The sequence below is a fragment of the Serratia sp. L9 genome, assembly GCF_050632285.1.
Lineage (GTDB): Bacteria > Pseudomonadota > Gammaproteobacteria > Enterobacterales > Enterobacteriaceae > Chania.
This window is the reverse complement of the sequence record NZ_CP192591.1, coordinates 1,514,291-1,527,391: the sequence shown is the minus strand read 5'-3', so window position 1 is coordinate 1,527,391 and position 13,101 is coordinate 1,514,291. Positions and strand designations below refer to the sequence as shown.

At 54.3% G+C, this 13,101-nt stretch carries 12 protein-coding genes; 5 read left to right on the top strand and 7 right to left on the bottom strand.

What is annotated here, in order from left to right; genetic code table 11:
- The first annotated feature begins 246 nt into the window (after positions 1-246).
- From nirB to ACQ86O_RS07075, 5 genes are all read left to right on the top strand, one after another.
- Positions 247-2,796, top strand: a complete 2,550-nt coding sequence (nirB, locus tag ACQ86O_RS07095) for a nitrite reductase large subunit NirB (RefSeq protein ID WP_431224665.1) — start codon at positions 247-249, stop codon at positions 2,794-2,796.
- A complete protein-coding gene (gene nirD, locus ACQ86O_RS07090) occupies positions 2,793-3,128 on the top strand; it encodes a nitrite reductase small subunit NirD (RefSeq protein ID WP_431224664.1) in 336 nt (111 codons plus the stop codon). Before nirB ends, nirD begins: the two co-directional genes overlap by 4 nt.
- Before the next feature lie 190 nt (positions 3,129-3,318).
- Complete coding sequence (gene nirC, locus ACQ86O_RS07085; RefSeq protein ID WP_431224663.1) at positions 3,319-4,119, top strand: nitrite transporter NirC; 801 nt, start codon at positions 3,319-3,321, stop codon at positions 4,117-4,119.
- A gap of 49 nt (positions 4,120-4,168) precedes the next feature.
- On the top strand, positions 4,169-5,572 hold the full coding sequence (gene cysG, locus ACQ86O_RS07080) for a siroheme synthase CysG (RefSeq protein ID WP_431224662.1): 1,404 nt from the start codon (positions 4,169-4,171) through the stop codon (positions 5,570-5,572).
- Positions 5,573-5,967: 395 nt separating this feature from the next.
- The gene (locus ACQ86O_RS07075; protein ID WP_431224661.1) at positions 5,968-6,345 is read left to right on the top strand and encodes an NlpC/P60 family protein; all 378 of its coding nucleotides are present in this window, start codon (positions 5,968-5,970) and stop codon (positions 6,343-6,345) included.
- Here ACQ86O_RS07075 and ACQ86O_RS07070 read toward each other — a convergent pair.
- The 7 genes from ACQ86O_RS07070 to aroB all read right to left on the bottom strand — a co-directional run bounded on the left by ACQ86O_RS07070 (position 6,335) and on the right by aroB (position 13,083).
- Positions 6,335-7,120 (bottom strand): hypothetical protein, encoded by a 786-nt coding sequence (locus ACQ86O_RS07070; protein ID WP_431224660.1) that lies wholly within the window; start codon positions 7,118-7,120, stop codon positions 6,335-6,337. The genes ACQ86O_RS07075 and ACQ86O_RS07070 overlap by 11 nt on opposite strands.
- A gap of 231 nt (positions 7,121-7,351) precedes the next feature.
- Positions 7,352-8,356: a tryptophan--tRNA ligase gene (gene trpS / locus ACQ86O_RS07065; RefSeq protein ID WP_431224659.1), complete on the bottom strand. Its 1,005-nt coding sequence runs from the start codon at positions 8,354-8,356 to the stop codon at positions 7,352-7,354.
- Complete coding sequence (locus ACQ86O_RS07060) at positions 8,349-9,056, bottom strand: phosphoglycolate phosphatase (RefSeq protein WP_431224658.1); 708 nt, start codon at positions 9,054-9,056, stop codon at positions 8,349-8,351. The genes trpS and ACQ86O_RS07060 overlap by 8 nt, the downstream gene beginning before the upstream one ends.
- Positions 9,049-9,726 (bottom strand): ribulose-phosphate 3-epimerase, encoded by a 678-nt coding sequence (gene rpe, locus ACQ86O_RS07055; RefSeq protein WP_431224657.1) that lies wholly within the window; start codon positions 9,724-9,726, stop codon positions 9,049-9,051. The genes ACQ86O_RS07060 and rpe overlap by 8 nt, the downstream gene beginning before the upstream one ends.
- Positions 9,727-9,901: 175 nt before the next feature.
- Positions 9,902-10,714: an adenine-specific DNA-methyltransferase gene (gene dam / locus ACQ86O_RS07050; protein WP_431224656.1), complete on the bottom strand. Its 813-nt coding sequence runs from the start codon at positions 10,712-10,714 to the stop codon at positions 9,902-9,904.
- A gap of 85 nt (positions 10,715-10,799) precedes the next feature.
- Entirely contained in the window at positions 10,800-11,804 is a 1,005-nt protein-coding gene (locus ACQ86O_RS07045; protein ID WP_431224655.1) for an SPOR domain-containing protein, read from the bottom strand.
- Between the two features lie 184 nt (positions 11,805-11,988).
- On the bottom strand, positions 11,989-13,083 hold the full coding sequence (aroB, locus tag ACQ86O_RS07040; RefSeq protein WP_431224654.1) for a 3-dehydroquinate synthase: 1,095 nt from the start codon (positions 13,081-13,083) through the stop codon (positions 11,989-11,991).
- Positions 13,084-13,101: the final 18 nt, after the last annotated feature.

Below are 13,101 nucleotides of genomic sequence, written 5' to 3'. Positions count from 1 at the left end.
CCGCCGTTTTATTCATCATACAGCTCTGCTCGCTGTCATCCCTCTCACTACTCCTCAATGGTTACAATTTTTATTGACTGTATCGATTCAGCTAAAGTCGAATAAAAACCGCAACTTAACAAATAACGATATAAATCATGGGAATACCACCTTTTGGGTATATAAGGCCTATCTTGATTTGCATCAATAAACTGCCCTCAAGGAAGAATAAGGTACACCCAGGAAATTAGAATTTTTGAGGCAATAATGAGCAGAGTCCAACTCGCTGTCATCGGTAACGGTATGGTCGGCCACCGTTTTATCGAAGACCTGCTGGAAAAAGCAGATAAAGACCAGTTTGAAATCACCATCTTTTGTGAAGAACCGCGCATCGCCTACGATCGTGTCCATCTCTCCTCCTACTTCTCTCACCACACCGCTGAAGAACTTTCGCTGGTCCGCGAAGGCTTTTACGAAAAACATGGGGTGAAAGTGCTGGTAGGCGAACGCGCGATTACCATTAACCGCGCAGAGAAGGTGATCCATTCCAATACCGGCCGCACGGTGTATTACGACAAACTGATCATGGCGACAGGTTCTTATCCGTGGATCCCGCCCATCAAAGGTTCTGAGAGCCAGGACTGCTTTGTTTATCGCACTATTGAAGATCTGAATGCCATCGAATCCTGCGCCCGTCGCAGCAAGCGCGGTGCGGTAGTCGGCGGTGGCCTGCTCGGCCTGGAAGCCGCCGGGGCGCTGAAAAGCCTGGGTGTTGAAACCCACGTGATCGAATTTGCTCCGATGTTGATGGCCGAACAGCTCGATCCGATGGGAGGCGATCAGTTACGCCGCAAGATCGAACGTATGGGCGTCAAAGTCCACACCGGCAAAAACACCACCGAGATCCTCAACGGCGGACAGAGCGCACGCAAGACCATGCACTTTGCCGATGGCAGCGAGCTGGAAGTCGATTTTATCGTGTTCTCCACCGGCATCCGTCCGCAGGACAAACTGGCTCACCAATGTGGGTTGGCAACGGCGCCTCGCGGCGGTATTGCGATTAATGACAGTTGCCAGACTTCCGACCCGGACGTTTACGCCATTGGTGAATGTGCCTCTTGGCAACAGCGCACCTTCGGCCTGGTGGCCCCAGGCTACAAGATGGCACAGGTTACTGCCGATCATCTGCTAAACCGTGAAAACAGCTTCCAGGGTGCAGATATGAGCGCCAAATTGAAGCTGCTGGGCGTTGACGTTGGCGGGATTGGCGATGCGCACGCACGCACCGAAGGGGCCCGTAGTTACGTCTATCTGGACGAAAGCAAAGAGGTGTATAAACGCCTCGTCGTTAGCGCAGACAACAAAACGTTGCTCGGCGCAGTGCTGGTTGGCGATACCAGCGACTATGGCAATCTGCTGCAACTTGCACTGAATAATATCGAACTGCCGGAAAACCCGGACAGCCTGATCCTGCCAGCCCATGCAGGCAACAAACCGGCGATCGGCGTGGATTCACTGCCAGACATCGCACAAATCTGTTCCTGCTTTGACGTCAGCAAAGGCGATATCATCAAAGCGGTAGGTATGGGTTGCCATACCGTGGCCGCCATCAAGTACGAAACCAAGGCCGGTACCGGCTGCGGCGGCTGTATTCCACTGATTACTCAGGTGCTGAATGCGGAGCTGAGCAAGCAAGGCATTGAGGTCAACAATCACCTGTGCGAGCACTTTGCCTATTCCCGCCAGGAGCTTTACCACCTGATCCGGGTTGAAGGCATCAAAACCTTCGAGGATCTGCTGGCGAAATACGGCAAAGGTTACGGCTGCGAAGTGTGCAAACCCACCGTGGGTTCCCTACTGGCTTCCTGCTGGAACGAATATATCCTCAAACCACAGCACACGCCGCTGCAAGACACCAACGACAACTTCCTGGGCAATATCCAGAAAGACGGGACCTATTCGGTGATCCCTCGCTCTGCCGGTGGTGAAATTACCCCGGACGGACTGATCGCCGTTGGCCAGATCGCCAAAGAATATAACCTGTACACCAAAATGACCGGTTCAATGCGTATCGGCATGTTCGGGGCGCAAAAAGGCGATCTGCCTGCTATCTGGAGCAAACTGATCGCTGCCGGTTTCGAAACCGGGCACGCCTATGCCAAAGCACTGCGTATGGCGAAAACCTGCGTCGGCAGCACCTGGTGCCGCTATGGCGTTGGCGATAGCGTCGGCTTCGGGGTTCAGCTTGAGCACCGTTACAAGGGTATCCGCACCCCGCATAAGATGAAGTTTGGCGTCTCAGGCTGTACGCGTGAATGTGCCGAGGCCCAGGGGAAAGACGTGGGCATTATTGCTACCGAAAACGGCTGGAACCTCTATGTCTGCGGCAACGGCGGCATGAAACCACGCCATGCAGACCTGCTGGCGGCCGATCTTGATAGCGAAACGCTGATGCGTTACCTCGATCGCTTCATGATGTTCTACATCCGTACCGGCGATAAATTGCAGCGTACTTCAGTCTGGCTGGAAAGCCTGGAAGGTGGCATCGATTATCTGCGCAAGGTGATTATCGACGACAAACTGGGGATCAACGCCCAGTTGGAAGCCGAAATCGCCCGTCTGCGTGAGACAGTGATCTGCGAATGGAAAGAAACCGTTGAGCATCCTGGATCGCAGGTGCGCTTTGCCCACTTTATCAACAGCAGCCAACGTGACCCTAACGTTCAGGTTGTCGCTGAACGTGAACAACATCGCCCTGCACGCCCTGATGAGCGCATCCCCGTCACCCTGCTGGAAACTGAGGAGAACAACGCATGAGCCAGTGGATCACCGTTTGCCCGCTTGCAGATATCCTGCCCGGTACCGGCGTATGTGCGCGAGTGGGTAACCAACAGGTGGCGGTATTCCGCCCCTATGCCGATGAACGACTGTTCGCCATCAGCAATATCGACCCCTTTGCCCAGGCCAGCGTGCTTTCTCGTGGCCTGATCGCCGAGCACCAGGGCGATCTGTGGGTCGCCAGCCCGCTGAAAAAACAGCATTTCCGCCTGTACGATGGCCACTGCCTGGAAGATGAGAGCCGCTCCGTGGCCAGCTTCACCTGCCGGGTGGTCGACGGTAGGGTCCAGGTGGCTGACAGAACGGACTAAGTTATTGCTACGTCATAGTTTCTAAAAACTCACTAACACTTTTATCTGCTACCCAATGGATTTCAGATTGTAGCCAGGCAGCAGGCGAATGAGTTCCCTGGCGCTTACTCAGGTAAGTGACTGGGGTGAGTTCGTGCCGCTAACAACGCTTCGATCCGAAAGACAGAGGGTATAATTTCCAGGGAAATCCATGTTCACCGACACCATCAACAAATGTGCCGCCAACGCGGCGCGCATCGTCAAACTGGCGAAAGAAAGCCCACTTGGCTTTTGGATCAGTTCAGCCATGGCCGGGGCCTACGTCGGCCTTGGCATCATCCTGATCTTCACGCTTGGCAATCTGGTCGATCCTTCTATCCGCCCGCTGGTTATGGGTGCCACCTTCGGCATCGCGCTGACGCTGGTGATCATCGCGGGTTCCGAACTGTTCACCGGCCACACCATGTTCCTGATGCTAGGCGTAAAAGCGGGTACCATCAAACAGAGCCAGATGTGGGCCGTATTGCCGCAAACCTGGTTGGGTAATTTGGTAGGTTCAGTGCTGGTCGCGCTGATGTATTATTACGGCGGCGGCAGCTTGCTGCCGGTGGATACCAGCCTGGTGCATACCGTGGCATTGGCAAAAACCACGGCCCCGGCAGAAGTGCTGTTCTTCAAAGGCGTGCTGTGTAACTGGTTGGTTTGTCTGGCAATCTGGATGGCATTGCGCGTTGAAGGTGCCGCCAAATTTATTGCCATCTGGTGGTGCTTGCTGGCGTTTATCGCTTCTGGCTATGAGCATTCCGTTGCCAATATGACGCTGTTTGCCCTGTCCTGGTTCGGCCATCACAGCGAAGCCTATACCCTGAGCGGGATTGGCCATAACCTGCTGTGGGTGACGCTAGGTAACATGGTGTCCGGTGCCGTCTTGATGGGCCTCGGCTACTGGTATGCCACGCCGCGTGCACAGCGCCCGCAGCCAGCGATAGCCGCTGATCGCCAAACCGCATAATCAATCAGGGGGAGTTATCCCCCGTTAGCCACTTCCCCAAGGATTGCCGATGGATTACTTACCGATTTTCTGCCAACTGCAACAAAAAGCCTGCCTGCTGGTAGGGGGTGGGGAAGTCGCTGAGCGCAAAGCTCGCCTGCTGTTGGATGCCGGTGCACGGTTAACGGTCAATGCCCTCCAGTTCACTCCACAATTCCATATCTGGGCCGAGCTTGGCCAGGTGACGTTGGTGGCCGGTGAGTTCTCGGCCGATCTGCTGGCAGAAAAATGGCTGGCCATTGCCGCCACTGATAGCGTGGAAGTTAACGCCCTGGTCTATCAGTTTGCCAATCAACAGCGGGTGTTCTGCAACGTGGTGGATGACCCTAAACGCGCCAGCTTTATCATGCCTTCGATCATCGATCGTTCGCCGATTATGGTTGCCGTCTCCTCCGGTGGGAAAGCGCCGGTGCTGGCCCGCCTGCTGCGGGAAAAACTCGAGGCAGTCCTGCCCCAACATCTTGGGCAACTGGCTCAATTGGCTGGCTCTTTGCGCCAACGGGTGAAACAGCAGTTCGCCAATATCGGCGCGCGCCGTCGCTTCTGGGAAAAGTTGTTCGCACACGACAGGCTGGCACAATCCCTGGCTAACGCTGACAGCGTGCTGGCTGACCAGCAGGTCGAACAGCTGTTTGCCGATCGGCCTGAAGAACAGGGTGAGGTGGTATTGGTCGGTGCCGGGCCAGGGGATGCCGGGTTACTGACTTTGAAAGGCCTGCAGCAGATCCAGCAGGCTGACGTTGTGGTTTACGATCGCCTGGTCTCTGATGAGGTAATGGCGTTGGTGCGCCGCGATGCCGAACGCATCTTTGTTGGTAAACGTGCCGGATACCATTGCGTCCCACAGGAGCAAATCAACCAAATCCTGCTAGCACAGGCCAGACGGGGTTTGCGCGTCGTCAGGCTGAAAGGCGGCGATCCCTTTATCTTTGGCCGTGGGGGCGAAGAACTGGAAACGCTGGCTGAAGCAGATATCCCCTTCTCGGTGGTTCCGGGGATCACCGCGGCATCTGGCTGTTCAGCCTATAGCGGCATCCCCCTTACCCACCGCGATCATGCCCAAAGCGTGCGGCTGGTCACCGGCCACGCCAAAGCCGATGGCGGGCTGGATTGGGCACAGCTTGCCGCTCAGCAGCAGACACTGGTGTTCTATATGGGGTTGACCCAGGCAGCAGAGATCCAAAAGCAGTTAATGGCCTATGGTATGGCTGCCTCCATGCCCATCGCCCTGGTTGAAAACGGCACCTCAACCCGCCAGCGGGTGATTGAAGGTAAGCTGGAGCAGTTAGGCGCATTAGCGGCACAAGCCGCCAGCCCAAGCCTGATCATTGTGGGTAGCGTAGTCAACCTGCGCAGCAAACTGAACTGGTTTGCCAGCGGTGAAGGTTCGGCAGAACGCAGTAAAATGGCGTAATTGGCGATAAAATAATCAGTGCCATTCGTTGCCACCAGGCGCGCCAGCCCATGACGAAGAACTTAAACGTCAGTTAAACAGTTGCCCGTTACTGACCTGTCGGCTCGCCGCGCGCAGGTCACAAAACGTACTGACGTACAATGAAAAACCCGCTTATCCCACAAATAATCAACAATTCACCAACAATTTAGATCTTGATCTGCCAAAGCGAGCTGGTTATTTTTCACCCTCTTTTTGCTTAGTATTTAATCTCTATTATTGTTATGAAATTGAAATCTCTCGCTACTTATGCCCTGCTTTTATTTATGATTCTGCTGGTAAACCCTGCATTCGCTTCTCCTTTCAGAGATGGGGGTTCGGTAAGCCCGAAAACGTCCTTGCCTGATGAAAAGGAAATGCGCGATAAAATCCTCGCCGAGTTCGCCCGTTGGGAAGGCGTAAAATACAAGCTTGGCGGGACATCGGAAAAAGGCATCGACTGTTCGTCGCTGATGCAGGAAATCTATCATACCGCCTTCGCGGATACGCTGAATGAGCGCCTGCCGAGAACCACGGCACGACAGATAAATCACGGCGTCGGCACAATGCGTGCCAACCTGCGGCCTGGCGACCTGGTCTTCTTCCGTATGGCATCTTCAGAGCGTCATGTCGGCGTTTACATTGGTGATGCGCAGTTTATTCATGCCTCAACCAGTAAAGGGGTCATGATTTCCAGCCTGCAAAATGATTATTGGGTGAAACGCTACACCACCGCACGCCGCATTATTGTGTAGCCTGTGCCGGCGAGGCTGTGGCCGCGCTATCTAACAGATCGCTATCACCCACCTGGCAAACCAGCGTATCAGGGAAACGTTTACCCAACTTAAACGCCAGATTCAGATTGTCGCTGTCGTTTTCCACAACCTGCCCCGGCTGCATACAGTTTATGGCTCGCGATTTCATCAGGCTCCAGCCCCCGTCACGTTCCGGACGCTTGCGCAGACTGGAGAACGTGACAGCAATAGAAAAATCGTCAGCCAAATGCCATTCCTTCAGCGGGGCCAGTTGGTAAGTAAACTGCTCAATTGAGCGGCTGTCAGTAAAGTAGCCGTAGGACCTCTCTAATATCATCAGCGGCTGATCGTATTTAATATTGATGATATTGCTACCCGCAGCGATTTTTCCGCTAAAAGCAGCCTGGTAAAGTGGGAGTTCGCTCTGATCCCAGATCGGTGATCTCCAGGTATGGCTCTTATCTACTGTCACGATCGTGGGTTGCAGCGTCCCCGCGACTCTCGCTTCAACCGGCGTGTTGGCTGGCATAACAAAAACAAACGCCAGCTCCGCTGGTTTATCAGACGTAATGTAATAAATCGCCTGAACTTTGCAGCGCTGATAGTCGCAATCAATATTCAGTTTTTCTTTCTGCACGGTCAGTTGGCGGTCTGGTGGGGTGGACAAAGAAAATGAGGGAGCTTGTAAAATATGCATCGGCGCACGCATATTGGCTTGCACCATAGAGGAAAAGGTCATTATTGCCGCAACAAGCACAACTCCAGGTATCAACATGAGAACTCCTTTTCAGATCGGCTTTATACCCGCGTTATCAGCAATGCAGGGTGGGAGTGCGGGCGGGAAGTAGACAGTTAATGCCTTAGCGTATAAACCCCCTTTGTCCACACGGATTAAAACAGAAGTTATATTCCATACCTGCACAGCTACCCGAAAAACCGGCGTTTCAAAATGCCTATAAGCAAAAAGCGACCAAAGGCCGCTTTTTGCTGTTGCGCAGTATCTCTGTTACGCGTGTGGCACAAAGCCGACGGCTTCATACACTTTCGCCAAGGTTTCCTGCGCACGGGCGCGGGCCTTCGCCGCACCATCACGCATAACCTGTTGCAGGAAAGCCTCATCACTGCGGAAACGGTGATAACGCTCCTGCAGTTCGCCCAGCATGCCAGAAACGGCTTCTGCCACCGCGCCCTTCAGATGGCCATACATCTGGCCCTCAAACTCGGCCTCCAACTGGGCAATGCTCTTGCCAGTAACACCAGAGAGGATATCCAACAGGTTGGAAACCCCCGCTTTGTTCGCCACGTCGTAACGAATGACGGGTGGCTCTTGCGAGTCGGTCATCGCGCGTTTGATTTTCTTGGTCACCGCTTTCGGATCTTCCAGCAGGCCGATCACGTTGTTACGGTTTTCATCCGACTTGGACATCTTCTTGGTCGGTTCTTGCAGCGACATCACGCGCGCGCCAGATTTTGGAATAAACGGCTCAGGCACTTTGAACACGTCACCGTACAGCGCATTGAAACGCTGGCCGACGTCACGGCTCAGCTCCAGATGCTGCTTCTGGTCTTCACCTACCGGCACCTGATTGGTCTGGTACAGCAGAATGTCTGCCGCCATCAACACCGGGTAGCTGAACAGACCGGCGTTGATGTTCTCCGCATAGCGCGACGATTTGTCTTTGAACTGGGTCATGCGGCTCAGTTCGCCAAAATAGGTGTAGCAGTTGAGCACCCAGCTCAGTTGCGTATGTTCAGGCACATGGGACTGAACAAAAATGGTGCTTTTTTCCGGATCGATACCGCAGGCCAGGTATAGCGCCAGCGTATCCAGCGTGGCCTTACGCAGTTTCTGCGCATCCTGGCGCACGGTGATGGCATGCAGATCAACGATGCAGTAGATGCAGTCAAACTCATCCTGCAACTGTACCCACTGGCGCAATGCCCCCATGTAGTTGCCAATGGTCAGTTCACCAGATGGCTGCGCGCCGCTGAATACGATGGGCTTACTCATGTTTAAATTCCTGATTCTCTAAAAATGACAGCCCGAGAGCGGGCAACAAATCGGCAAAGCGCTCCAACACGCGGTCGGGATGGCTCAGGGCGATCGCTTCACCGTAGTTATATCCGTAAGTCAGGCCAACGCTCGGGCAACCTGCCGCCTGCGCCGCCTGAATGTCGTTACGTGAATCACCGACGAACAGCACCTCATTGGCTCGCAAGCCAAGTTTGCCGAATACCAGATACAGCGGAGCAGGATGCGGCTTTTTCTCCACCACATCATCACCGCCAATAATCAGCGAGAAATAATCGATAATGCCAAGTGCCTGTAGCAAAGGGGCGACAAAGGGCGTCGGCTTATTGGTGACCAGCGCCATCGGGTAGCCATGTTCGGCCAGGCGGGCAAGGGTGGCTTTCACTTCGGGGAACAGGCGGCTGCCGCTATCAACGGTTTGTGCATAAAAATGGTCAAAACGTTGGCGTACTTGCTGGCAATGTTCTGCGGTGGCATCCACTTCCGCCCAACGCAGAGCACGTTGCACCAGCACATCGGCGCCATTGCCAATCCAGGTTCCGACAAGCGCTTCACCAGCCTGCGGCAACCCCATTTCAGCCAAGGCCAGATCGATAGCCGCCGCTAACCCTGGAGCACTGTCTACCAGCGTGCCGTCCAGATCAAAGGCCACGCCCCGGATAGCACTGAAATCAGCCACGGCTCACCTTCGCCAACTCACTGCGCATTTCATCGATCACGGTCCGGTAATCCGGCTTGCCGAAGATGGCAGAACCCGCAACGAACATGTCTGCGCCCGCGGCTGCGATCTCGGCAATGTTGTCCACTTTGACACCGCCGTCGACTTCCAGGCGAATGTCACGGCCGCTTTCATCGATAAGCCGGCGTACCTGACGCAGCTTGTCTAAGGTGCCGTGGATAAAGGATTGCCCACCAAAGCCAGGGTTGACTGACATCAGCAGGATCACGTCGATTTTATCCATCACATAATCGAGATAGCTCAACGGTGTTGCCGGGTTAAATACCAGGCCTGCCTTGCAGCCGTTCTCTTTGATCAGTTGGATGGTACGGTCGACATGTTCGGAAGCTTCGGGATGGAAAGAGATATAGGTTGCCCCGGCTTTGGCAAAGTCCGGCACGATGCGATCAACAGGTTTTACCATCAGATGGACGTCAATCGGCGCGGTAATGCCATAATTTCGCAACGCTTCGCACACCATTGGCCCGATGGTCAGATTAGGCACATAGTGGTTATCCATTACGTCAAAATGCACCACATCGGCGCCAGCGGCCAACACCTTGGCAGTGTCTTCGCCTAACCGGGCAAAGTCTGCCGACAGAATGGACGGGGCAATCAAAAACTTTTTCATCCGCTTTCTCCAAACGTAGGGTTCAAATTGTTATACCCGTCGTCTTTCAAGCTACAGCGTTGTTACCTGCACGAACTCACCCCAGTCACCGACTTAAGTAAGCTCCAGGGGATGAGTGAGCTGAGTGCCTAGCTGCAACTCGAAATTCATAGGGTATATACCCGCCGGGACGCACCTAGCGGTACAGAGCCAGAAGCTCATTCACCTTACTGCGGCCTAGAATATTCCGGCTGATGGTGCGGCGAGCCTTCACCACATACAGCGAAGCGTGCTGATACCAGTCACGCGTCAGTTCGGTGTCATGGTTGGAAATCAATACTGGCACCTGGCTCTCTACCGACAGTTGGTGCGCAATCCGCGCCAACCCCTGCTGATCGGCCAAGCTGAAGCTATTGGTGTGGTAAGCAGTAAAATTCGCCGTAGCCGAAAGGGGGGCATAAGGCGGATCGCAATAGACCACCGCACCTTGCACTGCCTTCACCATGGTATCGTGGTAATGCTCACAGACAAAGGTGGCATTGCGCGATTTTTCCGCAAACCAGTACAATTCTTCTTCCGGAAAGTAAGGCTTCTTATAACGCCCAAAAGGGACATTGAACTCACCACGCAGATTATAGCGGCACAGGCCGTTATAGCAGTGCCGGTTCAGATAGAGGAACAACAGTGCGCGCCGATAGGCGTCGGCGCTGCTATTGAACTCTTCGCGCAGCAGGTAAAACTGGTCTGAATTATTAAATTCATCAGTGAAAAGCATGCGGGCATCGCGCACGAAATCATCCGTGCGCAGCTTAACGATGTCATACAAATTGATAAGATCGCTATTGATGTCGGCGAGAATATAGGCGTCATAATCAGTGTTCAGGAATACTGAACCTGCCCCCACAAAGGGTTCGATTAAGCAGTCACCCTCTGGCAAATGACGACGGATCTCATCTATCAGCGGGTATTTTCCACCAGCCCATTTTAAAAAAGCGCGGTTTTTCTTCATGCCGTCAGTTAGCTACTTATACAATTCAGAGCGGCGGATTGTACTCTGTTTCAAACAGCACATCAGCGCACAAAATTTAAATGATTTATTTTTTAAGATCTTGCTGTACTTGATGTACAGGGCGGACCCACGGTTTTTTCGCCTGAACATCCGCCGGTAACGTAGCAATCGCGCGCTTGGCATCCGCTGAGGAAGCATAGTTACCACTCACCAGCACATACCACGGCTTACCATCACGCTTGGTTTCGTACACCATATAGTGTTGCAGATTCTGTTGCTTGGCATAGGCATTCAACGTATCGGACCGTGAAGCACTGCTCAATTGCAACGTGTAATGGCTACCTGGCGCGGTCTTTAGAGAACCTGCGCTACCGCTCACCACGCCACTTTTGCTGGCAGCAGGAGGAGTATAAACCGTAGTGGAGGTTGAAGACGGCTTAGAGGCCGTCGCCGGTTTAGAGGCTGCCGATTTGGTCGCTGGTGTCTTTTGCTGCTGTGTGGTTGAAGCCGTGTTGCCATGCACCGGGCGCGTTGCTTCACGCGCGGCGGCACCGCCCATCACGGTAGCGGGAGCGGTTGGCAAACTGGAAACCGGGGTGTTCATGTTCTGTGCTGCAGCATCAATCTGGCCCTGTTGTGATGACAGTGCATCGGCCATGTTGCCAGGCAGATCGACACGCTGCTGTGCACCACCGGGGGCAGGCTGCGGTGACGCCTCGGTCGGCGTGCCGGAAATTGGCGGGACGCTGATGGTCTGCGGCTGCTGTGGTTGAGAATTACTCACACCGTTATTGTCGTTGGTATCGGTAACACCGCCTGCAACACCAGTGTTACTGGTCGTCAGCGATGACGAACCCGACAGATTGATGTCACGGCTTGCCCCCTGTTGCGCAGCTTCATGCTGGGTTGGTGCCTTCAGGGCCGATCCAATGCCGATAATCAGCAACAGCAGCACCAGAATACCAATACCAATCATCATATGCTGGCGCGAGACGGCAAAACGCGGCCCAGTAGCTTGCCGGCGCGCACGGGTAGGACGCCGATCGCTGGTGTCAGGCCTGAGATCGTCTTCCGGTTTAAACTCATCCATCTGAAACCCCTCCAACTAGAGGCAAAAGCTCACCACCCAGGATCCGGTATGGTTCGAGACTATTAAGCCGATGATGGCAAGGCGACGTCTGCCTCGCTCTGCACATTAATTACTATAGATACTAACAGCAGCCAAGCCACTGTTATACCCCTCATCTTTCAAGCTTATGCGTTTGCTGGCTTGGTTAACGTGATGGCGGCAGGCAATCGGTTATCGATGCCAGCACCATGTCATGGGCTATGCCACCACGCACTTCAGCCTCACCGATTGCCGTTGGCAATACCAGACGCAATGCCCCGCCCAAGACCTTCTTGTCACGCAGCATGTGTGGTAAATAGGCCTCAGCCGCCATTTCCTGCGGCCCGCATACCGGCAAACCAGCACGCAACAGCAGCGCTTTGACTCGTTCTATATCGTCCGCAGAGAATTGGCCCAGGCGATGAGCGGTTTGTGCGGCCATGACCATACCCGCCGCCACGGCTTCACCGTGCAGCCATACGCCATAGCCCATTTCCGCCTCAATGGCGTGGCCGTAGGTATGACCCAGGTTGAGCAATGCCCGCAAACCGTTTTCGCGCTCATCGGCGGCAACAACTTCAGCCTTCAATTCGCAACAACGACGGATACAGTACGCCAGCGCGTCCATATCCAAGGCAACCAGGGCATCAATGTTGTTTTCCAGCCAGACGAAGAAATCGCGATCGAGAATAATCCCGTACTTGATGACCTCCGCCAAACCAGAGGAGAGTTCACGCGCCGGTAAGGTACGCAGGCAGTCCAGATCCACCACCACCGAAGCGGGTTGGTAGAAGGCGCCTATCATGTTTTTACCGAGCGGGTGGTTGACGGCAGTCTTGCCACCCACGGAGGAATCCACCTGCGAAAGCAGCGTGGTAGGAACCTGAATAAAACGCACACCGCGTTGATAGCAGGCTGCGGCAAAGCCGGTCAGATCGCCAACCACACCGCCGCCGAGGGCAAGCAGTGTGGTGTCGCGACCATGGGGCTTTTCCAACAGCGCCGAGAACACCTGCTCAAGCACAGCCAGAGATTTGTACTGTTCGCCATCAGGCAAAATCACCTGATCCACCACAACGCCACCCTGCTCCAACACCTTCCGGATAGGCTCCAGATATAGCGGCGCCAGAGTGTGGTTGGTGACCAGCATGACCTGTTCACCCGCCTTTAGCGGCATAAAAGAAGCCGGATCGTTGAACAATCCGGCGGCTATGGTAATCGGGTAGCTTCGCTCCCCAAGCGTTACGGTAATTCTCTCCATGTCGCGCTCAGTTCTCGG